Raw genomic sequence first — 25,618 nt, 5'->3', positions numbered from 1 at the left:
GGAACCGATATCAGCCATCACCTAAATAACGGATATGCCCCCTATCGAGGCTGCAACAACAGCGCCACCAACGCACTCCACCCCGTCTGATGCGAAGCCCCCAACCCCCGCCCCGTCTCGCCATGAAAGTACTCATGAAACAACACCAGATCGCGACTGGCCGGATCCGCCTCCAACTGCGCATACCCGACCATCGACGGCCTCGAACCGTTCTCATCCCTCAGAAACAATCGCGTCAACCGCTGACTGAGCCCATCGGCAACCTCCTCCAGCGACGCCAGATACCCACTCCCCGCCGGATACTCCACCGAGAAATTATCCGCGTAGTACCGATGAAACTCCCGCAGCGACTCAATCAGCATGTAATTGACCGGCATCCACAAGGGCCCACGCCAGTTGGAGTTACCCCCATACAACCGCGAATCCGACTCTGCCGGCTCATAACGGGCACACAGCGTATTGCCATTCATCTTCAGCGCCAGCGGCTCTTCGGCAAACGCTTTCGACAGCGACCGCACACCAAACGTCGAGAGAAACTCAGACTCATCCAGCATGCGCCGCAGCAAATCCTTGGTCCGCTCCCCCCGCAACAGCGCCAGCAGCAGGCGATTACCCTGCCCAGGCTCGTTCCAGCGCGACACCAGCTTGGCCAGGTCCGGCCGATGCTTCATAAACCCCAGCAACCGCTCGCGCAAACCCTCCAACCCTTCATGCTCGCGCTGCTCCAGCACCAGCACCGCAAACAGCGGCATCAGGCCGACGATGGAGCGCAGGCGCACCGGTTCGCTTTCACCGCCAGGCCGATGCAGCACGTCATAGAAAAACTGATCCTGCTCATCCCATAAGCCTTCATCGCCATTGTCGACGCGGTTGATCGCCCCGGCGATATACAGGAAGTGCTCAAAGAACTTCACCGCGATATCCACATACACGACATTGCGCTTGGCCAACTCCAGACCGATACGCATCAGGTCCAGCGCATACGCCGCTACCCACGCCGTGCCGTCCGCCTGGTCCAGCTGATAACCCGGCGGCAAATCAGCCGAGCGATCAAACAGCGCAATGTTGTCCAGCCCGAGAAACCCACCCTGGAACAGGTTGCGGCCCTCGGCGTCCTTGCGGTTGACCCACCAGGAAAAATTCAGCAGCAGCTTGTGGAAGATCCGCTCCAGGAAATCCATGTCGCCCACGCCATTCAGCGCCTTGTCCTGCTGATACACCCGCCAACTGGCCCAGGCATGCACCGGCGGGTTGGCGTCGTCAAAACGCCACTCGTAGGCCGGCAACTGACCGTTGGGGTGCATGAAGCGGTCTTTCACCAACAGCAACAGTTGCTGCTTGGCATAACCGGGGTCGATCAGGGCAACGGCCACCGCCTGGAACCCCTGGTCCCAGGAGGCATACCACGGGTACTCCCAGGTGTCGGGCATCGAGAGAATGTCGAAATTCGACAAGTGCCGCCAATGGGTATTACGGATATGCAAACGCTCGGGCGGCGGCGCGGGCTGGGCCGGGTCGCCGTCGAGCCATTGATTCACGTCGAAGTAGTACAGCTGTTTGGACCACAGCAACCCGGCCAGGGCCTGGCGCTGCACGTTGCGTGCGTCTTCATCGGCGATGCCCTGCTGCAGCGCCGCGTAGAAATCATCAGTCTCCTGACGGCGTTCTTCGAACAGCTTGCGCGCATTGATCCACGGAGCCTCCGCCGGGGCGAAGCGCAGGTACAGGGTTTTGCTTTCCTGGCCCGCCAGTTCCAGGATGAAACGCGCGGCCACTTTCGTGCCCGAATCCCGGCGAATCGCCGATTCCAGGCCCGTAGTCACATAGTCGTTGATCCCGTCCTTGAACGGCCCCGGCGCCGGTTGCCCGTCCAGCCTGGGGTAGTTGGTTTCGTTCTCGCAGAACAGCCATTCGACCCCGTCCTGGCCCCAGGCACTGAGGTGGCGATCGAACAGCTCATGGTGCCGCGCCACCACCTGTTCGCCCTCCAGGCGCAACTCGGGCCTGGGCGCATCGTGGGTCCAACTCCAGTCGTTGCGCGCCCACAGGTGCGGCAACACCTGCAGGCGTGTGGGTTGGTCTGAACGGTTGTGCACGGTAATGCGCATGAATACATCATCGGGCTGGTGCTTGGCGTATTCGACGGTGACATCGCAATAGCGGTTGTCTTCGAAAACTCCGGTATCGAGGATCTCGTATTCGGCATCTCCAAGGCCACGGCGGGCGTTCTCGGTGATCAGGTCATCGTAGGGAAAGGCCGCGTGGGGGTATTTGTAGAGCATGCGCATGTAGGCATGGCTCGGCACGCCATCGACGAAAAAGTACAGTTCCTTGACGTCTTCGCCGTGGTTGCCCTCGGCGTTGTTCAGGCCGAACAGACGCTCCTTGATGATCGCGTCGTGCTCGTTCCACAGCGCCAGGCCCAGGCACCAGCGCTGGGCCTTGTCGCTGAAGCCCGCCAGGCCATCCTCGCCCCAGCGGTAGGCGCGGCTGCGGGCATGTTCGTGGGGGAAGTAGCGCCAGGCATCGCCGTCGGCGCTGTAGTCTTCGCGCACCGTGCCCCATTGCCGCTCGCTCAGGTAGGGGCCCCAGTCACGCCAGCGCTCGCCGTCAGGCTTGGCCAGGCGCTGGCCTTCAATCGTTTCCAGAATGTTCGTCGCAGGCTGTGCCGTCATCGAGTCTTCCGTCGCGTTCAGAGGTGACGGCCAGTGTAGAGCCCTTCGACGGTGAGATGCACGTGAAGCTGACGTCATCCAGCTCATTCATTTGCAGAATGAAGTCCAGAGGAATCTTCGTTTGCAAGGCGCCGGCAGGCCCAACAAAATCAGGCATCCGTGCTTTTCCTCTCTATAGCCGCCAGGAATTTTTCTATGCCCACCGTCAGCCCTGACGAGATTCGCAAAGGCTTCTCCAAAGCCATGTCCGACATGTACCGTGATGAAGTGCCGCTGTATGGCGCACTGATGGAACTGGTGGCCGAGACCAATGCCCGGGTGCTGGAAACCGACACCGCGCTGGCGCACCAACTGAAGCGCACCGGGGAAATCCAGCGCCTGGACAGGGAGCGCCACGGCGCCATCCGACTGGGCACCGCTGAAGAACTGGCCACCATCAGCCGCCTGTTTGCGGTGATGGGCATGCAGCCGGTGGGCTATTACGACCTCACGCCGGCCGGGGTACCGGTGCACTCCACCGCCTTTCGCGCCGTGCATGAAAGCGCCCTGCAAACCAGCCCCTTCCGGGTGTTCACTTCGCTGCTGCGCCTGGAGCTGATCGAAAACCCGGAACTGCGGGCCTTCGCCCAGTCAGCCCTGGCCAAGCGTTCGATCTTCACCCCACGCGCCCTTGAGTTGATCCAGCAAGCCGAAGCCGACGGCGGCCTCGACGTCGCCCATGCCGAAGAGTTTATCCAGCAAGCCCTGGAAACCTTCCGCTGGCACCACACCGCCACCGTCACGGCCGCGCAATACCAGCAACTGAGCGACCAGCACCGGCTGATCGCCGACGTGGTCGCCTTCAAGGGCCCGCACATCAACCACCTGACACCGCGCACCCTGGACATCGACCAGGTGCAGGCCGCGATGCCCGGCAAAGGCATCACCCCCAAGGCCGTGATCGAAGGCCCGCCCCGCCGCCAGTGCCCGATCCTGCTGCGCCAGACCAGCTTCAAGGCCCTGGATGAAGCCATTGCCTTTACCGATGCCAAGGGCAGCCACAGCGCGCGCTTTGGTGAAATCGAACAACGCGGCGTGGCGCTGACCCCCAAGGGCCGCGCGCTGTACGACCAATTGCTGAATGCCGCACGGGATGAATTGGGCGCGTTTCCGAATGAGGCCAATGCCGGGCGCTACACCGAATTGATGGAGCAGCACTTCCAGGCGTTTCCCGATAATTACCAGCAGATGCGTGAGCAGGAGCTGGCGTACTTCCGCTACTTCGTAACCGAGAAAGGCTTGGCCGCCCCGGACAAGTTTAAAACCCTGGACGAACTGATCGCCGCCGGCCACGTGGACGTGGAGCCGTTGGTGTACGAAGATTTTCTGCCGGTGAGTGCGGCGGGGATTTTCCAGTCGAACCTGGGGGATGCGGCGCAGAGTCACTACGCGGCCAACTCCAACCAGGCCGAGTTTGAAAAGGCCTTGGGTCGCCAGACTATCGACGAGTTGAAGTTGTACGGTGAAACCCAGCAGCGCTCGATTGACGAATGCAAGCGCGCGCTGCTGGCTTGAAAGAGAGAGTTCGCCCGGCCACAGCGCATTCCATGCGCCGTCTAAGAGCCCCAGTGCCGGGCGAACGGTTGGCATGATAGGCAGCGGCGGTGCTGCTGTCTTTCGGGCAATTCTGAACAAATCTTCTACTTGGCCGTCGCTTTCTCCAGTTGCTCGACGATCTTGTCTTTGATCAACAGGCGTTTCTTCTTCAGCTTCTCCAGCTCCTCGTCACCGCCGCTTGAGGACTCAAGCTCCAGCACCTCCTTGTCGGCGCTGTCGTATTGGTGGAGCAGCGAATCCAATCGGTTATCGCTCGCCCTGCGTTCATGAATAGCTTCCTTGCTCAAACCCAGGTCCTGATACAGGTCGTGTTTCACTGGCATGGAGTACCTCCGCAAGTTGATCATTGACTGAATACCCCTTGAAGCTAGCCCATCCGGCGGGCTCTTGTCATGTTTGAGATCAACCTGTCGCGTTTGCGTCCCCGTTCGTCGCGGGGCAGACGATTTCATAAAACCTTTGGCGCACGCTGCCCTCCACTGTAGATCGTCACCCGATGGAGAACAGGTTCCATGAATCACGCTGCCAACGCTGTCGACACCCAGTGCATCAACACCATTCGTACCCTCGCCATGGACGCTGTGCAAAAGGCCAACTCCGGCCACCCCGGCACGCCCATGGGCCTGGCGCCCGTCGGTTACACCTTGTGGAGCCGCTTCCTGCGTTATCACCCCGAGCACCCCGACTGGCCCAACCGTGACCGTTTCGTATTGTCGGTGGGCCATGCCTCGATGCTGTTGTATTCGCTGCTGCACCTGGCCGGTGTGGTGGAGATTGATGCCCACGGCAAGCGCTCCGGCCAACCGGCCATCAGCCTGGACGACATCAAGCAGTTCCGGCAGATGAGCTCCAAAACCCCCGGCCACCCCGAATACCGCATGACCACCGGTGTGGAAACCACCACCGGCCCCCTCGGCCAGGGGTGCGCCAACAGCGTCGGCATGGCCATGGCCGAGCGTTGGCTGGCCAAGCGTTTCAACCGTGACGACCAGGTGCTGTTCGACTACAACGTCTACACCCTGTGCGGCGACGGCGACATGATGGAAGGCATCAGCAGCGAAGCCGCGTCCATCGCCGGGCACTTGAAGCTGGAGAACCTGTGCTGGATCTACGACAACAACACCATCAGCATCGAAGGCCACACTGAACTGGCCTTCAGCGAAGACGTGATCAAGCGTTTCCAGGCTTATGGCTGGCACACCTTGCACGTCACCGATGCGAACAACCTGCTGGCCCTGAGCGACGCGCTGAGCACGTTCCAGAAAAACACTGGGGCACCGACGCTGATCGTGGTCGACAGCGTGATCGGCTATGGCTCGCCCCACAAGCACAACACCGCGTCGGCCCATGGCGAGCCTTTGGGCGAAGAAGAAATCCGCCTGACCAAAGCCGCGTACGGCTGGCCCGAAGACTCAAGCTTCCTGGTGCCGGATGAAGCGCGCACGGTCCTGCGGGATGCACTGCTCAAGCGCAGCAAGCCGCTGTATGAGCAATGGACTGAGACCCTGTCCCACCTCGAACAGTACGAACCGGAACTGGCCGATGAACTGCGCCGCATGCGTGCCGGCGAGATGCCCGAGCATTGGCAGGAGCAACTGCCGAGCTTCGCCGCGGATGCCAAGGGCGTCGCCAGCCGTGCCGCCGGGGGCGAGGTGTTGAATGCGTTTGCCAAGCAGATCCCGTGGCTGCTGGGGGGCTCGGCCGACTTGTCGCCGTCCACCAAGACCAACCTGACGTTCGACGACGCCGGGCGCTTCAGCGCCGAGAACTACGGCGGGCGCAACCTGCACTTCGGCATTCGTGAACATGCCATGGGCGCGATTGCCAACGGCATGGCGCTGTCGTACCTGCGGCCCTACACCTCGACCTTCCTGGTGTTCAGCGACTACATGAAACCGCCGATTCGTCTCGCGGCGATCATGGAACTGCCGGTGGTGTTCGTGTTTACCCATGACTCGATTGGTGTCGGCGAAGACGGCCCCACTCACCAGCCCATCGAACACCTGACCCAGTTGCGGGCGACGCCGGGATTGCTGACCCTGCGCCCGGGCGACGCGAATGAAACCCTGGAAGCCTGGAAGATCGCCCTGGCCCAGACCCATCGGCCAACCTGCGTGGTGCTGTCGCGGCAGAACCTGCCGACCCTGGACCGCACGAAATACGCAGCGGCGACGGGTACATCCCGTGGTGCTTATGTGCTGGCCGGCGCCGATAAGCCCCAGGTGATCCTGATGGCCACCGGCAGTGAAGTCAGCCTGGCCGTGGAAGCCTATGAGCAACTGAAGACTGAAGGCGTGGCGGCGCAAGTGGTGTCGATGCCGAGCTGGGAACTGTTCGAAGAACAGGACCAGGCCTACCGCGACAGCGTGCTGCCACCCGCAGTGAAGGCACGCCTGGTGGTGGAACAGGCCGGCCCGTTGGGTTGGGACCGCTACGTGGGGCAAACCGGGGCCAAGGTGGTGATGAACAGCTTTGGCGCCTCGGCACCGCTGTCCAAGTTGCAGGCCAAGTTCGGCTTTACCCTGGACAATGTGGTGAAGCTGGCGAAGGAGCAAGTCAGGCTCAACAGCTGACCCAGTGCATGCATGCCGGGCGTGGCCTACCGAGGGAAACCTCGGCGCCACGCCCTGCTGCTCATTTCCCGCCGGTGACATCCAGGAACGTACCGGTGATGAAGGACGCCTCGGCGCCTGCCAGCCACAGGATCGCCCGAGCCACTTCTTCAGGCTGGCCGCCGCGGCCCATGGGGATCGAATCCTTTACGCGATCAACCCGCCCTGGCTCCCCGCCACTGGCGTGAATGTCGGTGTAGATATGCCCCGGGCGGATGCAGTTGACGCGTATTCCCTCCCTGGCCACTTCCTTGGCAAACCCGATGGTGAAGGTCTCGAGAGCCCCCTTTGATGCGGCGTAGTCGACATATTCGTTGGGGCTGCCCAGCCGGGCGGATGCCGACGAGATATTGATCACGGCACCACCCCGCCCCTGGTGACGAAACGACATGCGCTTCACCGCTTGCTGGGCACACAGCATCGGCCCGATCGCGTTGACCGCGAAAATCCGCTGCATTCGCTCGAACGGCAAGTCTTCGACCCGGGACTGCAATGCGTTGATCCCGGCGTTGTTAACCAGCACATCGATGCGCCCGAACGTCCGATCTATCGCCGCAAATAACTGGACGACCTGCTCCGGGTCTGCGCTGTCCGCGCGTACGGCCAACGCCCGGCGCCCTGCCGCTTCTACATCCGCCACCACCGCGAGGGCGGCAGACTCATCGGAAACGAAGCTGATCGCCACGTCATAACCTTGTGCGGCGGCCAGCCGCGCGGTGGCGGCGCCAACGCCACGACTTCCACCTGTTATCAGAATCAGCGGTGCCTGCGGGACGGTATCCATTGCGCGAACCTTCATGTGGTGGTGGAAAATGCTTTGCCTGCTGTCAGCCGATCAGGATGGTGCCGGTGGCAATCACCACGCACGCCAGCACCTTGCGGACCGTCAGTGTCTCGCCCAGGAAGAAATAGCCGATCAGTGCCGCAAACAGCACGCTGGTCTCGCGCAAGGCCGAGACTGCGCCCATGGGCGCACCGGCCATGGCATAGATAATGATTCCGTAGGCCAGGAGCGACACCAGCCCACCGGCGAAGGCCGTGAAAAACCCGGGCCGCAGGCTGAACAGACTTTTCGGGCCCCGCAGGCCGATATACACCGCCGGCATCAACACGCCCCACAAGGCGCACATCCATACCGTGTAGGCCATCGGCGCACCCGACAGGCGCGCGCCGATGCCGTCTGTCACGCTGTAGGCGGCAATGAAACAGCCGGTGCCCAGGGCGTATGGCAGGCTGGGAACGGCGAGCCGGCGCCCCCTGAACGCCAGGGAAATGATGCCGCCCGACACCAGGGCAATGCCCAGAAGCGAGCTGGCCGAGACACTCTCCCCGGCAAACACCGCGGCACCCAGGGTGATCAGCACCGGCGAGGAGCCGCGTGAAATCGGATAGGTCTGCCCCAGGTCTCCGACTTTGTAGCTGCGCACCAGGAACAGGTTGTAGCCCACGTGCAGCACCGCTGACAGCACCACATAAAACCAGCTGGCTGGCGCCGGAGGGTCCAGGAACACCGCAACGCCGCCACTGGCGATAGCGACCGCCAGGCACATCACCGTCATCGACCAGAGTCGGTCGGCGCCGCCACGCAGCAGCGCATTCCAACTGGCGTGCAGTAAGGCAGCGAAGAGGACCAGGAGAATAATGGGATAAGGCATGCGCCCATCCTAAGCAAACCGGCGCCTTAACTGAAGCGAAGTCTGCTCATTGAAGAATGAGCAAATCCTCATGCTTTATTCGTAAGCCAGTCCGGCGTTTACGGCTTCCTGCATCAGCCAATCACGAAAGCTGACGATATGCGGCTGGGACTCGATGCCTTTGGGGCAGACAAAGTAATAAGCGACCGGTGACGGGAACGGCACATCGAACAGCCTCACCAGGCTGCCACCGCTCAGCTCTGACTCCACATGCCCACTGCGCGCCAATGCAATGCCCTGGCCGAGCAAGGCCGCCTCTATCGTCATGTTGGTATCCGCAAACCTGACACTTTCCTTGAGCGGCGCAATCGCGAGCCCGACGTGCTGGAACCAGACTTCCCACTTCGGCACCAGGTCGGCGCCGTCGCGCATCAGCAAGGGATAGCGCAGCAATTCGGCGGGTGTGTGTGGCCGGCCAAAGCGTTTCAACAGATCGGGACTGGCCACCGGAAAAATCTGCTCGCGGAACAGGAACTCCGAGTACAGCGCCGGGTAATTCCCGTTGCCCAGGCGGATCGCAACATCAGCCTCCGCGCTTGAAAAGTTGATGATCTTGTCGCTGGAGTCCAGGGTGACCAATATTTCAGGGTGCCGTTGGGCCAGGCTCGGCAATCGGGGCAGCAGCCATTTCAGCGCGAAGGAATAGGTGGTACTGACCTTGAGCCGGACCCTGCCCTTTTGCTCGCGCAGGTCCGCGAGTGTCGCCTCAAGGTTCATGAAAAACTCGCGCACGATCGGCGCAAGGGCTGCTCCGGCAGGCGTCAGGCTGAGTGACTTGCCCCGCTGGAACAACTGCAACCCCCAGAGTTCTTCAAGGTGTTTGAGCTGATGGCTGACGGCACTCTGGGTGACATGCAACTCTTCTGAAGCCGAAGTGAAGGTTGCGTGGCGTGTGGCAACCTCAAAGGCGCGCAATGTCGAGGTGGGTGGCAGGTCTCTCATGGCATTGCTTCACCGTTTATGAATAGATGCTCATGATAGAACATCTATCCATTGCGCTGTAGGCCGCCCCTCAACCCAGCTGAAACCGCGCCGTGTTGTCGCTCAGCGCCCGGCTGCCCTTGCTCAACCTATCCGCCGCCTGGTTCACCGCCCGCGCGCCGTCGAGCAAGCGCCCGGCGGCCTGGTCAACCTGCTGGATATTGCCGCTCACTTCATCCGCCGTCGCTGCCTGCTCCTCAACCGCCGTGGCGATCTGCGCCAGGGTGTCAGTGACGCTCTGCACCGCGCTGGCGATCTCCCCCAGGCGATGGCCCAGGCCCGTGACGGACTCGGCATCGGTCACCGCCTGCTCACAGGCCACGCCCATCAGGGTGACCGCCTGGCTCACCGTCGCGCGCAAACTGTCCACCGTGCCGGCGATCTGCGCCGTGGAGGCCTGGGTCCGTTGCGAGAGGCTGCGCACCTCATCGGCCACCACCGCAAATCCCCGCCCCTGTTCACCGGCCCGCGCAGCCTCGATGGCAGCGTTCAGCGCCAGCAGGTTGGTCTGCTCGGCGATACCCCGAATGGTGTCAACCACCGACTGGATCTGCTGGCCCTGCTGGCTGACGCGCTCCAATGCATCGGAGGTGTCGGTCAAGCGCTGGTTGAGTTGCTGGATACTCGCGGTGGTGCGCTGGCTGTCGCGGCTGCTGTCCTCGGCAATCTGCCGGGTTTTCTGCGCGCTGCCGGAGGCCTGCTCGCAGCTCTTGGCGACGCCCATGGAGGTCGCGGCCAGCTGTGTGGCGGCCGCTGCAATCTGGCTGATCTGCTGTTGCTGGTCTTCCACTTCGGTCAGCGTGCTGCCCGATTGCGAATTGAGTGTCAGCACCGCAGAGCCCAACTGCTGCGTCTCGTGATTGACCCCCAGCAGGCTGGTGCGCAACTGCACCACCGCCACGTTGAGCGCCGTGCTGATGGCCGCCAGTTCATCGCGCCCTTCCACCGCCACTTCAACGCACAGATTACCGTCGCGCAGGGATTCGGCCAGGGTGGTGATGCCGCTGGCACTGCGGCGAATCGATGCCTGCAAGCACACGAACAGGTACAGGGCTGCCAGCGCCAGCACGCTGAACGTCACCGCCACCGGGATGAATTGCTTGAGCGAGCTGTCGCGGTAGTAACCCAGGCGCGCGTCCAGCGAGGTCAGCGACTGTTTACGCAACGCGCCGAGGGCGCCAAGCATGCCATCCACACTGCGTTCGAAGCCGGTGGTATCGAGCTTGATGGTGCCGCCGAACACGCCTTCATCCAGGGTCTTCAGCTCGTTGTCCAGCAGTTGCAAGCTGTCGTCGTATGGCGCGATCCAGGTTTGCAGCCCCGGGTATTGCTTGGCCTTGAGGGATGCGGCGGCCTTGACCAACTGGTCCCTTGCATCGCCGATGCGACCGCGCAAATCACGCATCTGCAAACGGCTTTGCAGGGTGAACTGCCCCGATGCGATGGATGACTGCCCGACGCTCGCCATACGCCCGATACGCTCGATCAGGTCCGGGGTTTGCTGGGTGGAAATCTGCATCAGCAAATAGGTTTCAAGCCACGGATCGAGGATCAACCCGGTGTCCATGGTGATCTGTTCGCGCAGGGTTTGCATCGCGCTCAGCGCAGACGTGAAGCGGTCATAACCATCCGGCCACCAGCCCACGGTGCGCAGGGATTGGGAATCCATGCCCGTGACCGAGGCTTGCAATGCCTCAAAGCGTGCAAGGGTGTCCGGGCGGGCGTTCTGGGCTTTGAGGGCCTCGCCCAGGGCCTGCACGCTTTGCAGGATCAGCGGGAAATTGGTATCGACCGCAGTCATGGCCGCCTTGGCCGTGGGTGTCTGGTCGTGGAGGATGTCGGCAGCTTTCCAGCGCGCCGCCAGGTTGCGCTGGGCGGTCAGTTGGGCGTCCAGGGCATCCAGCGCCAGCAGTTCGCGCACCCCGGATTGCTCGTTGGAAATCACCGTCAGCTTGGTGCGGTACTCCTGCGCGATCATCCACAGGCTGCCTGCCAGGGGCAGCATGAACAGGAAAAACAGGATCTGGAACTTGCGCGCGAATCCAAAACGTCCGAGCAGGCGGATACCTGGCGACAACACACTTTGCATGTCCGACTACTCCTAGAACCACTCGCCTCTACAGCGAATCAAGCTTTGAAATGATTGACGGCAAAATGCCATGTCATTGATTAAGCTGGCTCTAGCAAGAAACGGACCGCTGTTGTCGGGCCCGCTGGATAGGCGGGACGTCGTGCAAAACACGCTGTACCGTGCGCGAAAATGGGGCGAAAGCACTCAGCGCAGGTGGCAGATCGGTAACGTCTGACCAATACCGCAAGCGTGAGGGCGGCCGACAACCTGTGGCGAGGGAGCTTGCTCCCGCTGGGCTGCGAAGCGGCCCCAAAACAGGCACTGGTAGTCCGTCAGGTCGATATCGATTGCAGGGTTTAGGGCTGCTTCGAAGCCCAACGGGAACAAGTTCCTTCGCCACAGGATGGGTGCTTGCTGAATCAGGATTGCCGACTGGCAAACACCAACACTTTCTCCAGCATCCGGTCACAGGCCTCAAGCTGCGCAACGCTGATGAACTCGTCAGGCTTGTGCCCCTGGTCCATGCTGCCCGGTCCACATACCACGGTGGGAATGCCCGCCTGATCAAACAGCCCGCCTTCGCTGCCGAACGCCACTGTGCCGTATGCCTGAGAGCCACAGAAGTCGGCAACCCATTCAGCCGCCTGGCTCTGCGCTGATGTCGACAACCCTGGGTAACTCGACAGCTCACTGAAGTGGATTGCACACTGCCCGCTCACCGCCTGCATCGCGGGCAATAAGGTGTGCTCGGCGTAACCCCGCAGTTGGTCCGCGACGTGCCAGAGATTCTGTGCGGGCAGTGAGCGCACTTCGAAGTCGAAGCTGCAGTTTTGCGGGACGATATTCAGGGCGTTGCCACCGGCAATCATGCCGGTTTGCACGGTGGAGAACGGCGGATCAAAACTCCCGTCGTGATGTTGCGGCGCCTTGAGTTCTTCACCGAGCCGGCCCAGTTCGATGATCAACAGCGCGGCATATTCGATGGCGTTCACACCCGACGGCGCATACGCCGAATGGCACGCCGCGCCATGTACCTCGCAACGCATCGCCAGCTTGCCCTTGTGGCCCAGCACCGGCTTGAGTTCGGTCGGTTCGCCGATCACGCACAGTAACGGCTTGACGGTTTTTGCATGGAACGCTTCGATCAGCGATCCCACGCCCAGGCAGCCCACCTCTTCATCGTAAGACAGCGCGATATGCACCGGCATGCGCAGCGGTGCCTGCACCAGCGCCGGTACGCTGGCCAGCACGCAGGCGAGGTAGCCCTTCATGTCGGCGGTGCCACGCCCGTACAGCTTGCCATCCTTCTCGGTCAGTTCAAACGGCGCAACGCTCCAGCACTGACCGTCTACAGGTACGACGTCGGTATGGCCCGAAAGCACGATACCGGGCACCTCCGCCGGACCTATGGTGGCCAACAGATTGGCTTTGCTCTTTTGCTCGTTGAACAACAATTCACAGCTCACGCCATGGTGCTGCAAGTAGTTGCGCACGAAGTCGATCAGGGCGAGGTTGGATTCGCGGCTGGTGGTGTCAAAGCTGACCAGGTGCGCCAGCAGGTCACGGCTGCGGCTCATCGGTCATCTCCCGGCACCGCGTAGCCAGGGGCGCTTTGCGGGTTGATGGCGCGGTCGATATAGTCCTGCATTTGCCCGCGATAGGCCTGCCAGAGTTGGTCCAGGGTGCCGATCGGATCCACGTCGGCCCAGTCCACCCGCAGGTTGACGATGGGCCACAGGTGGTCACCGACCACCACCAGCGCGGCAGAATGTACTGGCCCCGCCTCGCCGCCTCCCGCCGCCCCCGCCTGCATGGAGGCGAGCAACCGGTCGGCGAGATGCCCGGGCGTATCTTCGAAGGCGCGCACCATGGCTTCGATCACACCGGTATTCGCCAGCATGTTCCCTGCCGCCACGCATTGCTCGCCGCTGACCGCGTGGTGGATGCCCAGAGTCTGCGCGCCGCTGAAGTGTGCGGTTCGGCCAGTGCTATCGATCACTGTCACCTGGCGATATTCGCTACAGCTCTGCGGGGTGAGCGCGGTGGCCAGCGCCTCGCTCGGGGCCATGCCCTGGGCCAAAAGGTCCAGGGTTTGCGGGCCGAGGGCCGGCAACGTGATGTTCTGCGACGCCACCGCGCCCACGCCGGGGCGCAGCCACGGGCAACGGGCGCCCACGGCAATGCTCGACGAGCTGATAGCGATACCCAACTGGCCGGTTTCGGCACAGCGGGCGACAACCGAAAAGGTCATGGGGGTTCCTGCCTGTGAGGGGTGAAATCAGTCGAGCAACGAAGGGTCGGCGTCGATCATCAACTGCTTCATTTCTTCAAAATGCCGTTGCGAGAAATCCGTGATGCCTTCCCATCCCCGCGCGGTCTTTTCAGCCACTTCGTCAGACAGTATCCGCAGCGGCTGGCCGGTGGACCACGCCGTGACGAGGATCTGGCAGGCGCGCTCCAGGGTCCAGATATCATCGAATGCCTCGCCGATGGAGGTGGCTGTGACCATCACCCCATGGTTGCCCATCAACAAGCGGCTCTTGCCATCCAGCAAACCGGCGAGGCGCTCGCCCTCGGCCTCGGTGTCGGCCATGCCACCGTACAGCTCGTCCACCGCCACGCGATTGAAATAGCGCGCGGTGTTCTGGTCGATCGCAGGGATATGCGGCTTGGCCAGGCAGGCTACCGCCGTGGTGTACACCGGGTGCAGGTGCAGCACGGCGCGGGTTTGCGGCAACAGCCGGTGAATCTGCCCGTGGATCGACCAGGCGGTAGCGTCTACCTCCGGATGATCGGCACCGCCGGCGTCGTCGGCATTCAACAGCAGCATGTCACTGGCGCGGATACGCGAGAAGTGCTTCCACTTCGGGTTGAGCAGGAACTGTTTGCCGTCGGCCGACACCGCAGCGCTGAAATGGTTGGCCACTGCCTCATGCATGCCAAGGTGCGCAACGATGCGGAAAGTTGCCGCCAGGTCGATGCGGGTTTGCTCTTCAAGTGATAACGCCATGTAGCTTTCTCCGCAGGACAAGTACCCCATAATCTGTAGTGAGCAAGCTCGCTCGTCACAGGTATGGCGTGTTCCTTAAGTGAACAGTTTCCGGTCAGGACTTCGGCATCAGCTCGGCGATGTCGGCATCGGTAGGCGCCTGGAAGTTGTATTTCTTGAGCAAGGCGGCGTATTCAGGGGTGGCGCTGAACTTCTTGATGCCTTCGATCAAGGCGTTCTTGACATCGTCATTGCCCTTCTTCACACCAAAGCCGTTCAACACCGGGTAGATCAAGGTATCGGAAGAAATCACCACGCGCCCGCCGAGTTTTTCCACTGCGCCACGGGCCACGGCCGCATCGGTGATCTGCGCTTCAACAGCATGAGCCAGCAAGGCCTGGGTGGTTTGCGGGTCGGTACTGTACTCGCTGATCGCGATCGGCTTCAGCCCTTTCTTCACACAGTACTCATCCGACAGCTTGTGCATCTGCGCCAGCCAGGAGGTGGCGCCCATCGAGCCGATCTTGTGGCCGCAGAACTCTTCAGGGGTCTTGGGCTGGAAGTCGCTGCCCTTGAGCGTCAGGATCGACTCACCGCTTTTCAGGTAGGGAATCATATCGATGACTTTCACCCGTTCGGCGGTGATGTACATCGAAGAGTTGGTCACGTCGAATCGCCCCGCCTGCAGGCCGGTGATCAGGTTGGGAAAGCGCGTGTCGAGGGTCTCGACGGTGCGCCCCATGGTCTTGGCCAGGCCATCCATGAATTCGATATCAAAGCCGGCGGGCTTGTTGTTATCCATGTATTCATAGGGAAAGAAGGTCACATCGGAACCTGCGACGATTTTCCCGTCTTTCTGGAAAGCCGAAGCCGCCAACGACGTCATTGCAACCGCAGCGCCCAGCAGGCACACGGCAATAGGGCGAGCAATCATCTGAAACGCTGTCATGGTAATACCCTGCAAGGTGAGAAGAAGGTTAGGCAGTGACTGAATCCTGGCCGGCCTGTTGCACAAAGAAAGAGGCGCCACGGGGCTTCTGCGGCAAGCGCAGGTGGTTTTCCGTGGAACGCACCAGCCCACTTTCTTCACCGGCCACTATCAGGCCGGCGTGCGCGCTGGGCAGCGGGTTTTCGCCGAATGGAAGCGCGTCTTCAGCGGCGTAGACGCTGATGAACAGGGTGCGCGGCAGTTCGGTCTCGTTAGGGCTTGAAGCGTGCAAAAGACGGGTGTGCATGAAGCACACGGAACCGGCCGGGCCATAACAGGCGACCGGGTCGTGGCACAGGTCGTCGACCACCGTGTCGTCCACCGAACCGGTGAAACGCTGGTCGTGCCAGTGGGACCACAACGGGCCTTTGTGGCTGCCGGGAATCACATTCAACGGGCCATTCTGCGGTGTGACTTCACTGACCATCAGCAAGGCCGTGACGATGTCGTCATTGCTGTGGGGCGTGAACAGGAAGTCCTGGTGCCACTTCACCTGCGTGGCGGTGTGGGGCAGTTTCGAGTTGATCTTGCTGTGATGAAAACGCGTGCCGCCGCCCCCGATCAGTTGCGCGGAGATCGCTGCCATCCGCGAATGCAACGCCACACGCTGGTATGCCGGCGAAATTTCGGTGGGCGAACTCACTCGGCGCAGCGAGGGATGATCCGGGCGATGGTCGCCTTCCAGGTCGAAACGCGCACGGCCATCTGCCGTTTCACCCCAGCCCTGTTCATGGCTGCGGCTGTCTTCTACCCACTGGTCGAAGTCGTGCTGCAACGCGGCGACTTCTTCAGCCGACAGCACGTCTTGCACCACCAGAAAACCGTCCCGGTGAAACTGTTCAATTTGCGCTTGCTCGATCATGTTGTGGCTCTCTTGTCGCTCGAACGTTAAAGGGGTTACGCCAGCGAGACGTCCTTGAGGAACGCCTCCACACGTGGGTTTTCGCCGCTGCGCAGCGCCTGCGGCGTGTCGTCGCACACCACACGGCCTCTCTCCATGAACACGATCCGGTCGGAGACCTTGAACGCGAAATTCATCTCATGGGTGACGATCACCATGGTGATGCCTTCCTGGGCCAGGGCCTCGATGACCTGCAGGACTTCGTTGACTTTTTCCGGGTCCAGGGCCGAGGTGGGCTCGTCAAACAGCATGATTTGCGGGCGCATCATCAGGGCGCGGGCGATGGCCACGCGCTGCTGTTGGCCACCGGAAAGCTGATGCGGGTACTTCCAGGCGTGATCGAGCATGCCGACCTTGTGCAGCAGCGCGTAGGCTTGTTGCTTCAGCTCATCCAGCTTGCCGAGGTGGTGGTACTTCGGCGCCATCAGCAAGTTGTCGAGCACGCTCAGATGCGGGAATAGATTGAAGCTCTGGAACACCATGCCGATGTTCAGGCGATGCTCGGCGTGCTCGACATACTGCGGCTTCTGCGCGCCGACTTTGTTCAGGTGAATAAAGGGTTGGCCGTTGATCTGGATCTCGCCGTTGTCCAGTTGCTCAAGACCGTTGAGCAGGCGAATCAGGGTGGTTTTTCCGGAGCCCGAAGGCCCGATCACCGACACTACTTCGCCGGGCTGGATCTGCAGGTTGACCGAGCCCAGTACCTCTACATCGTTGTAGGCCTTGTGCAGCCGGCTGGCCTGCAGCGCCGGGCCTTCGGTACTGACAGGGCGTTGCAGGGCGACGTGCTGTCGGGTCGCCAGCGCCAGCACCTCGGCATCAGGTACCCGGGACACGTTGCGTTGATTGACGTCGAGAAAACGCTCGAGCCGTTTGAGCAGGAAGTCGAACACCGTGACGATGAACACGTAGAAAAAAGCCACCGCCGCCATCGTCTCGATCACCAGGAAATTCTGCGAATACAGGCGCTGGCCGACCATCAGGATCTCGGTCAGCGAAATCACCGACACCAACGAGGTCAGCTTGACGATGGAGATGTATTCGTTGGCCAGCGACGGCAGCGCCACCCGCAATGCCTGCGGGATCACCACCCGCCACTGGATCCCGAAAAACTTCAGCCCCAGTGCCCGGGCGGCCTCGCTCTGACCTTTGGGAATCGACAGCAGGCCGCCCCGGTGAATCTCAGCGACATAGGCGGTTTCGCAGATCACCAGCGCCAGCAGGCCGGCCCAGAACGGGTCCGCCAGAATCACCGACGTGGCGGGAATCGCCTGTGGCAGGTTGTAGATGAAGATCAGCAGCACCAGCAGCGGCAGGCTGCGGAACAACCAGATATAGCCACGCGCCGGCAGGCTAATCAGCGCGTGCTTTGACTGCTTGGCCAGGGCCAGCAGGAAGCCCAGCGCGATACTCAGGACCCATGTCAACGAACTGAGCTGGATGACCGTCCATGTCGCCCGCCAGAACTCGGCATCGGCCAGCAAACCAAACATGTAATTCCAGTTGAAAGTCATCGTCACTGTGCTCGACAAAAAAATGAAAATGCCCACCGAATGCTCAACGTGAAGGTCGAACCCTGATCTGCACCGATGGACTGAGATTCGTGGGGAGAGGCCCTTGGGGTCAATTCGTAAAAGCCGGCCTATTGGGTAGGGAGAACCTACGCAGCGTCACCGTTCCCTGGGTGACGACTGGACTGGTAAAACAGCCTGTCTCTTAATGGGGCGACACCTCGCCCATCAGGCAATCAGCGCCACATCTTGGTGCGAAGCAAACGCGATCCCCTGTGGGAGCTGGCTTGCCTGCGATAGCATCGCCCCGGTGTACCTGGAAGACCGAGGTGCCTGCATCGCAGGCAAGCCAGCTCCCACAGAAAAGCAGGAAAGCACGCGGCTCAGCCCGCGCCGTTCAGGGTGCGCACCGCATGGGCATCAAAAAAGCTCGGGGCCGCCATGCCCGGGATGTACTGGTCTGAAACGAACATGCGGCAACGCTCGGCAAACGCCGACACCACGCGGGACAATTGGGTATTGCTCGCCGTGGCATAGCCCAGCTGCATGGGCCGGTGCGGGCCGGACAAGCGCAGGCGGATCAAGCGCTTGCCGTCCTGGGAAAGATTGGCTTTGGGCCGGGCATTCGCGAAGGAATAGCCGATGCCATTGGCAACCATCGAGCGCACGGTTTCAAGGTTGCTGGAGCGCATGATGATGTTCGGTGTGGTACCGGCCTGCATAAAGAAGCTGAGGAAATATTCCCGACTCCAGGGCGTGTCCAGCAGCACCACCGGGTAATCCTCAAGGTCGAGCATGCTCACCGCCGACAGACTTGCGAGCGGGTGGTACTCACCCACCATCACATACGGCGGTAATTGCGCCAGCGGCTGGAAGTCGATGTCGTCACTGGTCACCAGGTCGTAGGTCAGGGCGATATCGATCTCGGCGCTGCGCAGTTTTTCCAGCATTTCCTCGTGGTTGCCCTCCACTTGCGTGAGGCGTACACCTGGAAACGCGCGGCCAAAACCAAACACCAGCTCAGGGGTGATCATCGGCGCCAGCCACTCCAGGCAACCCACCCGCAGCGGTCCGCGCACGGTGTTCAGCGACTCGGAAGCGATGGTGTAGAGGTTGGTCATCTGCTCCAGGATCAGCTTGGCCTCCTGCATCACCTGGCGCCCCACTGCCGTGAGGGAAATGCCCTGGGCGTGATGCCGCACAAACAGCTGGATGCCCAACTCGGCCTCCATGTGGGTGATCGCAGCCGAGATAGACGGCGACGACACATGAATGCGCTCAGACGCCGCACTGATGCTGCCTGCCTCACCGGAAGCCACGAAATATTCCAGTTGGCGCTGGGTAATACGACTGAGCATCACGCCTCCACATCATCAATAAGCTGACGCCAAGCCGGCGCCGCCTGCCTCAAACACAGCGTTGCATGGTTCATGCCGATTGCTGTTTTAGCCCGACGCTGACGCCGGCGGATGGCGCTTCGGTTTTGCCTAAGCATTACCTCGCGCAAATGCTGGTTTCGCGCGGGCGAGGCCAATGTGAAGCTGGATTTATTCCGCGCCTCATGAGTTGCCAGCAATGCCCACCCATACCCGTATCCGCATGTTCAACACCAAGCAGACCTACCCCAACCAGGCGCTGGACAACGACCTGTGCCAGGCCGTGCGCGCCGGCAATACCATTTATGTACGTGGCCAGATCGGCACGGACTTCGACGGCAACCTGATCGGCCTCGGCGACCCGCGCGCGCAAGCCGAACAGGCAATGAAAAACGTCAAGCAACTGCTGGAGGAAGCCGGTTCCGATTTGTCGCACATCGTGAAGACCACCACCTACCTGATCGACCCGCGCTACCGCGAACCGGTGTACCAGGAGGTCGGCAAATGGCTCAAGGGCGTGTTCCCGATCTCCACCGGCCTGGTGATTTCGGGTCTGGGCCAGCCGGAGTGGTTGATGGAGATCGATGTGATTGCGGTGGTGCCGGATGACTGGAACCCCAACCAGCAACCATGAGCCACCTGGAGCTTGCCATGCCCCGCACTGTGTATTTCCTCAACGGCCCCAACGCCAACCTGTACGGGCTGGACAAGAACGGCACCTACGGCAGCGAAAGCTTCGCCAGCATCGAAGCGTGCTGCCAGCGCCACGCTATCGAACTGGGCCTGACCCTGGATTTTCGCCAGAGCAACCATGAAGGGGTGCTGGTGGACTGGATTCAGGAGGCCCGGCTCAACGCCGACGCGGTGATCATCAACGCCGCCGGCCTGACCTACAGCTCGGTGCCGATTCTCGATGCGCTGCTGGCGTTCGACGGCCCGATCATCGAAGCGCACATGAGCAACATCTGGAAGCGCGAGGCTTTCCGTCATCACTCCTATGTGTCCAAAGCCGCCACCGGCGTGATCGCAGGCCTCGGCGCGCTGGGCTACCGCCTGGCCCTGACGGCGGTGGCCGAGCTGCTGGAGGCCGATTGAAGGGCTTTGGTTTTGCCTAACCTCTACGTTCAAAAAGCATAATTTCCGGCTGGCGGTTGCTTGATCACACTGATACCGGTCGATGGTCGCTTATCTTTAGGAAGCTCACATGTCAGTTGAAAAGATCAACACCCTGGTGGTGGGCGCAGGCCAGGCGGGGGTCGCCATGAGCGAGCATCTGTCACTCATGGGCGTGCCGCACATCGTGCTGGAGCGTAACCGCATCGCCGAGCGCTGGCGGTCCGAGCGCTGGGACTCGCTGGTCGCCAACGGCCCGGCCTGGCACGACCGTTTTCCCGGCATGAAATTCGAAGGCATTTCCCCCGAGAGCTTCCCGCCGAAAGAGCGCATGGCGGCCTACTTTGAAGAGTACGTGAACATGCTGAAGGCTCCGGTGCGCACCGGGGTTGAAGTGCAGCAAGTGGAACGCCACGTGGGTCGCCCCGGGTTCAAGGTGACCACCTCGGCGGGTGTGATCGAGGCCACCAACGTTGTTGCGGCGACAGGCCCGTTTCAACGTCCGTCCATTCCGAATCTGGTGCCCGCACACGCCACGGTTCAACAGCTGCACTCCTCGGCCTACAAGAATCCCGGCCAGTTGGCCGAAGGTGCTGTGTTGGTGGTGGGCGCTGGCGCATCGGGTTCACAAATTGCCGAGGAACTGCAAAAGGCCGGCAAGACCGTGTACCTCTCGGTGGGCGAACACTATCGCCCTCCTCGCTCGTATCGTGGCCGTGATTACTGCTGGTGGCTGGGCGCGCTGGGCTTGTGGGACGAGGTCAAAATCCAGCCGAAGAAGAAGCATGTGGCGTTTGCCGTCAGTGGCTATGAAGGCGGCAAGACCGTCGACTTCCGCCGCCTGGCGCACATGGGCATTACGCTGGTGGGTGTTACTCGGTCGTGGAATGAAGGCGTGATGGAGTTTGAGCCCGGCCTGGCGGCTAACGTGGCTGAAGGTGACCGTGCCTACTTTGATGTACTGCGGGATGCCGACGCCTATATCGAGCAGAACGGCCTGCCGTTTGCGCCGGAGCCTGAGGCGTGGGAATTGTTGGCTGACCCGGAGTGCCTGGTGAATCCGATCCTGAGCCTGGATTTGGCTGAGGCCGGTGTGACCACGATTCTGTGGGCCACGGGTTTCAGTTTTGATTTCAGTTGGTTGAAAGTGAATGCGTTCGACGAGAAAGGTGAGCCTTTCCATAAGCGCGGGATTTCGGCGGAAAGCGGAATTTACTTTTTGGGTTTGCCGAACCTGGTGAACCGCGCGTCTTCGTTTATCTACGGGGTTTGGCATGATGCGAAGTACGTGGCCGACCATATTGTCTTGCAGAATGAGTACATGGCCTATAGCAAGCCGTGAGGTGCCTTGCTCCATTGCCTACAGTTGCGTCAGAATCCGCCGGCTTGTGCGCTTGGGTATGGGGCTCTAAGGTTGCTCGGTCGCTGAAACCTCAGTGATCGGGTTTAGTAGCCCGAAGTATTCTAGGCAATGTGCATAAGCATCATCTGTCAGACGTCTTTGTCTGTGCTTAATGGTGGCTGTGTGCAGGGCGCCCTCGGGCGCGCCGGTTTTGTCTGGAATATCCGCTCTACTAACCTGCACACAGCTGCCACCTTTCGTTTAGTAGCGATAAGGCGGGGGCCAAAATGGAGCATCCAGACAATGTTCAAGGTTACCCCTAATCCTCCGGGAACTTCCGATCCAAAACTCCACCAGGCCGCCCAGCGCGCCATGGATCACTACCTCAATCCCAGTTCCAAACCCGCCCCAACGCCCTCAGCCCTGTTCAGCGTTCCCAGCCTCAGCTTTTGCTCGTTCAACTCACCCTCACCGAGGGTAATTTGCTTGTGGATCATGGCAGCACACGCACAGCTTGTTGCCATCAGTATCTCGAAAATACGCGCCGTAATAATCGGGGTGGTAGTGAGGCCTTAATCCAGGCTCTCCTTCACATATCCCGCCGAGCGCCAACGCCGCTGTATAACTTCTTCTAACCGCTTCCCGACTGGGCGCAAGTAGCCCCACCATCTGCCCATTCCCGGGTGCACTCGGGTTGCCATCAAATGGCGCCCCAATGACGAAGATCGGACGAGGTGCGGTTTCAGCCACCCAACCGGCCCACGGTTTATCCGCATCGCAAAATTTCAACCTGAGGCCCAACTCAGCCATCACCTTCGAATAGAAAGCAAAAGCCCGATCAAAATCACCTGTACCTAAAAACACATGGGAAATCATGGTGGCTACCCTGGGGCAATGAATGCCCATGAGTCTGGCGCGAAATGATTGCTGGCGAAAGCTTGATGACTCCGCCCGGCATATGTACGGCTCCCATCCCCTCATACGCCAATGAAAACCGCAAATCCCAACAATCCGCAGGGTGCCGCCCGGCATTTCGTCAACCCATAATGGGCTTACAACAATAAAGGGGCTCACCCCGGGGCGCGTAAGCCATGTACAGAGACCATATCGTCAAGACCCGCATGACGGACAGCGCGGTATTCATGGGCGCGGTGGCCGTGGTGATTTTCATCATCACGCTCGCCTGCGGCGTCGGTGAAGGCCGCCTCTCCCACTTGATGGGCCCCATCGTTCTCGACCTGAAGGCACCACTGGCACGAGATATTGCAGTGGGCGGCACGTTCACCCTGACGGTGGTGCTGAACCTGTTCATCCTTGGTCGCTTTCCCTTGCGCGCGCAGATCATCACGGTCTGGTGCGAGTTGCTGGTGCTGTTCCTGTTGTTCTTCGACACCTTCAACCTTTCCTACAGTTTCATCGCGACCAAAATCGGCTTCATGATCACCCAGGGGGTGTTCACCACCGTCTACGTGTCGGCGATTTCGATTGCGATTGCGTTCGTCCTGGCGCTGCTGGGCGCCACCGCGCGCTTGTCTTCCAACGGCTTCGCGATTGCGATTGCGAGCTTCTACACCTCGTTTTTCCGCGGCGTTCCGCTGCTGATCCAGATCTATCTGATTTACCTGGGCATTCCCCAGCTCGGCTATGTCGTCGGGGCGGTTCCAGCCGGGATCCTGGCGCTCTCGCTGTGTTATGGCGCCTACATGACGGAGATCTTCCGCGCCGGTATCAGCAGCATCTCGCGGGGCCAGTGGGAAGCCTCGCGGGCGATTGGCCTGAACCCGTTCCAGACGATGACCCGGGTGATTCTCCCGCAGTCCATGCGCTTGATCATTCCGCCAACGGGCAACCAGTTCATCTCGATGCTCAAGGACAGTTCGCTGGTGTCGGTGATCGGCGTCTGGGAGCTGATGTTCCTGGCACGAACCCAGGGACGCGCCGAGTTCCGGCACCTGGAAATGCTGATCACCGCCGCCGTGCTGTATTGGCTGCTGTCGATCGTGCTGGAAACCGTCCAGGCCCGCCTGGAAAAGCACTTCAACCGCGCCCATCGCTGAACCAGGAGCATGACGATGAATCAGCCCTCAATAGTCCCTGCTCCATACCCTGCAATATCGATCCAGGACATGCATAAATGGTATGGCGATTTTTATGTGCTCAAGGGCATCGACCTGCACATTGCCAGCGGTGAAATCGTGGTGGTCTGCGGGCCGTCGGGCTCCGGCAAGTCCACGTTGATTCGCTGCCTGAACCTGCTGGAAGACTTCCAGAAAGGCCACGTGTTCATCGAGGGCACCGAGTTGACCCGTGATGCCGCCTGCGTGGCGGGCATAAGGCGCCAGGTCGGCATGGTGTTCCAGCAGTTCAACCTGTTCCCGCACATGACGGTGCTGGAGAACCTCATGGTGGGACCGCGTCTGGTGAGCAAGCTCAGCGAGCCCCAGGCCCGGGAACTGGCCTATGAATACCTGGATCGGGTGCGCATCGGGAACCAGGCCGACAAATACCCCAGCCAGCTCTCGGGCGGCCAGCAGCAGCGCGTCGCCATTGCCCGGGCCTTGTGCATGCGCCCGCGCATTATGCTGTTCGACGAGCCCACGTCGGCCCTTGACCCCGAGATGGTCAAGGAAGTGCTGGACGTGATGGGCGAACTGGCCCAGGACGGCATCACCATGGTCTGCGTCACCCACGAGATGGGATTCGCCCGGCGGGTGGCCGACCGGATCATCTTCATGGACCAGGGCTGCATCATCGAGCAAGCCAAACCCACCGAGTTTTTTGACAACCCGCAGCACGAGCGTGCCCGGGAATTCCTGTCGCAGATTCTCAGCCACTGAGCAGCACCGTCGAACCTTGCGAAGTCACCGATAAAAACAACAGGCACCGCACTCAAGATACTGGAGGCTTACCCATGATCTCGTTCACTCGCTTCTTCACCGCAGCCGCTGTCGCCACCGCCCTCACCAGCCTCACAGGTGCGGCCTGGGCGGGCTCGACCCTCGATCGCATCCATGAAACCAAGGTGATCAAGGTGGCCACGTCGGCCAACTGGCCACCGCAATCGTTCCTGGGCCCGGACAATAAGCTGCAAGGCTTCGATATCGACGTCGCCAGCGAAATCGGCAAACGCCTGGGCAGCAAAGTCGACTTCGTGACGCCCGAATACGGGATCATCACCGCCGGGCGCTGGTCGAGCCGCTGGGACCTGTCGGTCGGCTCCATGACCCCGACCACCGAGCGCACCCGGGTGCTCGACTTCCCCGCGATCTACTACTACACGCCGTATGTATTCGCGGTGCACAAGGACGCGGCCGAGACCAAAGTGGCGGACCTGAACGGCAAGATCATCGGCGTCGAAGCCGGTACGACTTCGGAGGACTATATCAACCGCCGCCTGAAGATCGACGCCGCCGATGTGCCGCCGTTCACTTACGAAGTCACCCCCGGCGAAGTTCGCACGTACGGCGACAGCATGGGCCCGCTGGATGACCTGCGCATGGGAGACGGGGTGCGCCTGAACGCAACCCTGTCCGCCCTGCCCACCATCGTCGCCGCCGTCAAGAATGGCTACCCCATCGTCAGGGTGGAAGGCAAACCCGCCTACTACGAACCCCTGGCCATCGCCGTGGACAAGGGCGATGAGGCGTTCAACAGCGCGCTGACCAAGATCGTCGCCGACATGAAAGCCGATGGCACGCTCAAGCAATTGTCAGAGAAATGGTACGGCGCCGACCTCACCCAGGTTCAGTAAAAAACCCCACAGGCCGTA

23 protein-coding genes are annotated in these 25,618 nt (G+C 61.1%); 8 read left to right on the top strand and 15 right to left on the bottom strand.

All coding sequences use genetic code 11. The annotated features are described in order from the left end of the window. Positions 1-41 precede the first annotated feature (41 nt). Together HX839_RS20255 and HX839_RS20250 are read right to left on the bottom strand one after the other, a co-directional pair. The gene (locus HX839_RS20255) at positions 42-2,675 is read right to left on the bottom strand and encodes a glucosidase (RefSeq protein ID WP_177067605.1); all 2,634 of its coding nucleotides are present in this window, start codon (positions 2,673-2,675) and stop codon (positions 42-44) included. Further along, positions 2,635-2,832 carry a hypothetical protein gene (locus HX839_RS20250; RefSeq protein WP_177022110.1) on the bottom strand — a complete coding sequence of 66 codons (198 nt, stop codon included), beginning with the start codon at positions 2,830-2,832 and terminating at the stop codon, positions 2,635-2,637. The genes HX839_RS20255 and HX839_RS20250 overlap by 41 nt, the downstream gene beginning before the upstream one ends. Positions 2,833-2,870: 38 nt before the next feature. On the opposite strand from HX839_RS20250, the gene HX839_RS20245 reads away from it, so the two are divergent. Then, a complete protein-coding gene (locus tag HX839_RS20245) occupies positions 2,871-4,229 on the top strand; it encodes a VOC family protein (RefSeq protein WP_177067604.1) in 1,359 nt (452 codons plus the stop codon). Positions 4,230-4,354: 125 nt separating this feature from the next. Here the strand turns inward: HX839_RS20245 and HX839_RS20240 are convergent, their stop codons facing one another. Then, on the bottom strand, positions 4,355-4,594 hold the full coding sequence (locus tag HX839_RS20240; RefSeq protein ID WP_003215657.1) for a DUF465 domain-containing protein: 240 nt from the start codon (positions 4,592-4,594) through the stop codon (positions 4,355-4,357). A 189-nt stretch (positions 4,595-4,783) separates the two neighbouring features. Between HX839_RS20240 and tkt the strand changes: the two genes are divergently transcribed. Next, positions 4,784-6,844 carry a transketolase gene (tkt, locus tag HX839_RS20235; RefSeq protein WP_177022108.1) on the top strand — a complete coding sequence of 687 codons (2,061 nt, stop codon included), beginning with the start codon at positions 4,784-4,786 and terminating at the stop codon, positions 6,842-6,844. A gap of 61 nt (positions 6,845-6,905) precedes the next feature. On the opposite strand, the gene HX839_RS20230 is transcribed toward tkt, so the two are convergent. From HX839_RS20230 to HX839_RS20180, 11 genes are all read right to left on the bottom strand, one after another. Next, positions 6,906-7,667: an SDR family oxidoreductase gene (locus HX839_RS20230; protein WP_003215653.1), complete on the bottom strand. Its 762-nt coding sequence runs from the start codon at positions 7,665-7,667 to the stop codon at positions 6,906-6,908. A 43-nt stretch (positions 7,668-7,710) separates the two neighbouring features. Continuing rightward, entirely contained in the window at positions 7,711-8,538 is an 828-nt protein-coding gene (locus tag HX839_RS20225; RefSeq protein ID WP_008434678.1) for a DMT family transporter, read from the bottom strand. 75 nt (positions 8,539-8,613) lie between these two features. Beyond that, a complete protein-coding gene (gene gcvA, locus HX839_RS20220; protein WP_177067603.1) occupies positions 8,614-9,519 on the bottom strand; it encodes a transcriptional regulator GcvA in 906 nt (301 codons plus the stop codon). 70 nt (positions 9,520-9,589) lie between these two features. Further along, positions 9,590-11,647: a methyl-accepting chemotaxis protein gene (locus HX839_RS20215; RefSeq protein WP_177067602.1), complete on the bottom strand. Its 2,058-nt coding sequence runs from the start codon at positions 11,645-11,647 to the stop codon at positions 9,590-9,592. 401 nt (positions 11,648-12,048) lie between these two features. Then, the gene (argE, locus tag HX839_RS20210) at positions 12,049-13,206 is read right to left on the bottom strand and encodes an acetylornithine deacetylase (protein WP_003215645.1); all 1,158 of its coding nucleotides are present in this window, start codon (positions 13,204-13,206) and stop codon (positions 12,049-12,051) included. Next, positions 13,203-13,880 (bottom strand): DUF1028 domain-containing protein, encoded by a 678-nt coding sequence (locus tag HX839_RS20205; RefSeq protein WP_177008656.1) that lies wholly within the window; start codon positions 13,878-13,880, stop codon positions 13,203-13,205. The genes argE and HX839_RS20205 overlap by 4 nt, the downstream gene beginning before the upstream one ends. A 27-nt stretch (positions 13,881-13,907) precedes the next feature. Continuing rightward, positions 13,908-14,639, bottom strand: a complete 732-nt coding sequence (locus HX839_RS20200; RefSeq protein WP_008434687.1) for a class II aldolase and adducin N-terminal domain-containing protein — start codon at positions 14,637-14,639, stop codon at positions 13,908-13,910. A 94-nt stretch (positions 14,640-14,733) separates the two neighbouring features. After that, on the bottom strand, positions 14,734-15,567 hold the full coding sequence (locus HX839_RS20195; protein WP_177067601.1) for an ABC transporter substrate-binding protein: 834 nt from the start codon (positions 15,565-15,567) through the stop codon (positions 14,734-14,736). Between the two features lie 28 nt (positions 15,568-15,595). After that, positions 15,596-16,468, bottom strand: a complete 873-nt coding sequence (locus tag HX839_RS20190; protein WP_003215632.1) for a phytanoyl-CoA dioxygenase family protein — start codon at positions 16,466-16,468, stop codon at positions 15,596-15,598. Positions 16,469-16,503: 35 nt separating this feature from the next. After that, entirely contained in the window at positions 16,504-18,021 is a 1,518-nt protein-coding gene (locus HX839_RS20185; RefSeq protein WP_177067600.1) for an amino acid ABC transporter permease/ATP-binding protein, read from the bottom strand. A gap of 380 nt (positions 18,022-18,401) precedes the next feature. After that, positions 18,402-19,376 carry a LysR family transcriptional regulator gene (locus tag HX839_RS20180; RefSeq protein ID WP_008434694.1) on the bottom strand — a complete coding sequence of 325 codons (975 nt, stop codon included), beginning with the start codon at positions 19,374-19,376 and terminating at the stop codon, positions 18,402-18,404. 217 nt (positions 19,377-19,593) lie between these two features. Between HX839_RS20180 and HX839_RS20175 the strand changes: the two genes are divergently transcribed. From HX839_RS20175 to HX839_RS20165, 3 genes are all read left to right on the top strand, one after another. Next, the gene (locus HX839_RS20175) at positions 19,594-20,028 is read left to right on the top strand and encodes a RidA family protein (protein ID WP_003215629.1); all 435 of its coding nucleotides are present in this window, start codon (positions 19,594-19,596) and stop codon (positions 20,026-20,028) included. A gap of 17 nt (positions 20,029-20,045) precedes the next feature. After that, positions 20,046-20,489 carry a type II 3-dehydroquinate dehydratase gene (locus tag HX839_RS20170; RefSeq protein ID WP_023658744.1) on the top strand — a complete coding sequence of 148 codons (444 nt, stop codon included), beginning with the start codon at positions 20,046-20,048 and terminating at the stop codon, positions 20,487-20,489. A 109-nt stretch (positions 20,490-20,598) separates the two neighbouring features. Further along, positions 20,599-21,849, top strand: coding sequence for an NAD(P)/FAD-dependent oxidoreductase (locus HX839_RS20165; RefSeq protein WP_177022103.1), 1,251 nt, complete (start codon positions 20,599-20,601; stop codon positions 21,847-21,849). A gap of 468 nt (positions 21,850-22,317) precedes the next feature. Here HX839_RS20165 and HX839_RS20160 read toward each other — a convergent pair whose 3' ends face one another. Next, positions 22,318-22,725, bottom strand: coding sequence for a VOC family protein (locus HX839_RS20160; RefSeq protein ID WP_003215625.1), 408 nt, complete (start codon positions 22,723-22,725; stop codon positions 22,318-22,320). Between the two features lie 215 nt (positions 22,726-22,940). Between HX839_RS20160 and HX839_RS20155 the strand changes: the two genes are divergently transcribed. The 3 genes from HX839_RS20155 (at position 22,941) to HX839_RS20145 (ending at position 25,600) form a co-directional block, all read left to right on the top strand. Further along, complete coding sequence (locus HX839_RS20155; RefSeq protein ID WP_008434702.1) at positions 22,941-23,906, top strand: amino acid ABC transporter permease; 966 nt, start codon at positions 22,941-22,943, stop codon at positions 23,904-23,906. A 15-nt stretch (positions 23,907-23,921) separates the two neighbouring features. After that, on the top strand, positions 23,922-24,686 hold the full coding sequence (locus tag HX839_RS20150; protein ID WP_023658742.1) for an amino acid ABC transporter ATP-binding protein: 765 nt from the start codon (positions 23,922-23,924) through the stop codon (positions 24,684-24,686). Between the two features lie 74 nt (positions 24,687-24,760). Then, positions 24,761-25,600: a transporter substrate-binding domain-containing protein gene (locus HX839_RS20145; RefSeq protein WP_003215621.1), complete on the top strand. Its 840-nt coding sequence runs from the start codon at positions 24,761-24,763 to the stop codon at positions 25,598-25,600. The last annotated feature ends 18 nt before the right edge of the window (positions 25,601-25,618 follow it).

Origin of the sequence: Pseudomonas sp. I8001 (assembly GCF_013385345.1) — a bacterium.
Classification (GTDB): Bacteria; Pseudomonadota; Gammaproteobacteria; order Pseudomonadales; family Pseudomonadaceae; genus Aquipseudomonas.
This window is presented reverse-complemented; position numbering and strand designations above follow the sequence as displayed.

Excerpts from the sequence above, each read along its gene's own strand:
- HX839_RS20255 (WP_177067605.1), bottom strand. The coding sequence starts at position 2,675 with ATGACGGCACAGCCTGCGACGAACATTCTGGAAACGATTGAAGGCCAG.
- HX839_RS20250 (WP_177022110.1), bottom strand. The coding sequence starts at position 2,832 with ATGCCTGATTTTGTTGGGCCTGCCGGCGCCTTGCAAACGAAGATTCCT.
- HX839_RS20245 (WP_177067604.1), top strand. The coding sequence starts at position 2,871 with ATGCCCACCGTCAGCCCTGACGAGATTCGCAAAGGCTTCTCCAAAGCC.
- HX839_RS20240 (WP_003215657.1), bottom strand. The coding sequence starts at position 4,594 with ATGCCAGTGAAACACGACCTGTATCAGGACCTGGGTTTGAGCAAGGAA.
- tkt (WP_177022108.1), top strand. The coding sequence starts at position 4,784 with ATGAATCACGCTGCCAACGCTGTCGACACCCAGTGCATCAACACCATT.
- HX839_RS20230 (WP_003215653.1), bottom strand. The coding sequence starts at position 7,667 with ATGGATACCGTCCCGCAGGCACCGCTGATTCTGATAACAGGTGGAAGT.
- HX839_RS20225 (WP_008434678.1), bottom strand. The coding sequence starts at position 8,538 with ATGCCTTATCCCATTATTCTCCTGGTCCTCTTCGCTGCCTTACTGCAC.
- gcvA (WP_177067603.1), bottom strand. The coding sequence starts at position 9,519 with ATGAGAGACCTGCCACCCACCTCGACATTGCGCGCCTTTGAGGTTGCC.
- HX839_RS20215 (WP_177067602.1), bottom strand. The coding sequence starts at position 11,647 with ATGCAAAGTGTGTTGTCGCCAGGTATCCGCCTGCTCGGACGTTTTGGA.
- argE (WP_003215645.1), bottom strand. The coding sequence starts at position 13,206 with ATGAGCCGCAGCCGTGACCTGCTGGCGCACCTGGTCAGCTTTGACACC.
- HX839_RS20205 (WP_177008656.1), bottom strand. The coding sequence starts at position 13,880 with ATGACCTTTTCGGTTGTCGCCCGCTGTGCCGAAACCGGCCAGTTGGGT.
- HX839_RS20200 (WP_008434687.1), bottom strand. The coding sequence starts at position 14,639 with ATGGCGTTATCACTTGAAGAGCAAACCCGCATCGACCTGGCGGCAACT.
- HX839_RS20195 (WP_177067601.1), bottom strand. The coding sequence starts at position 15,567 with ATGACAGCGTTTCAGATGATTGCTCGCCCTATTGCCGTGTGCCTGCTG.
- HX839_RS20190 (WP_003215632.1), bottom strand. The coding sequence starts at position 16,468 with ATGATCGAGCAAGCGCAAATTGAACAGTTTCACCGGGACGGTTTTCTG.
- HX839_RS20185 (WP_177067600.1), bottom strand. The coding sequence starts at position 18,021 with ATGACTTTCAACTGGAATTACATGTTTGGTTTGCTGGCCGATGCCGAG.
- HX839_RS20180 (WP_008434694.1), bottom strand. The coding sequence starts at position 19,376 with ATGCTCAGTCGTATTACCCAGCGCCAACTGGAATATTTCGTGGCTTCC.
- HX839_RS20175 (WP_003215629.1), top strand. The coding sequence starts at position 19,594 with ATGCCCACCCATACCCGTATCCGCATGTTCAACACCAAGCAGACCTAC.
- HX839_RS20170 (WP_023658744.1), top strand. The coding sequence starts at position 20,046 with ATGCCCCGCACTGTGTATTTCCTCAACGGCCCCAACGCCAACCTGTAC.
- HX839_RS20165 (WP_177022103.1), top strand. The coding sequence starts at position 20,599 with ATGTCAGTTGAAAAGATCAACACCCTGGTGGTGGGCGCAGGCCAGGCG.
- HX839_RS20160 (WP_003215625.1), bottom strand. The coding sequence starts at position 22,725 with ATGATTTCCCATGTGTTTTTAGGTACAGGTGATTTTGATCGGGCTTTT.
- HX839_RS20155 (WP_008434702.1), top strand. The coding sequence starts at position 22,941 with ATGTACAGAGACCATATCGTCAAGACCCGCATGACGGACAGCGCGGTA.
- HX839_RS20150 (WP_023658742.1), top strand. The coding sequence starts at position 23,922 with ATGAATCAGCCCTCAATAGTCCCTGCTCCATACCCTGCAATATCGATC.
- HX839_RS20145 (WP_003215621.1), top strand. The coding sequence starts at position 24,761 with ATGATCTCGTTCACTCGCTTCTTCACCGCAGCCGCTGTCGCCACCGCC.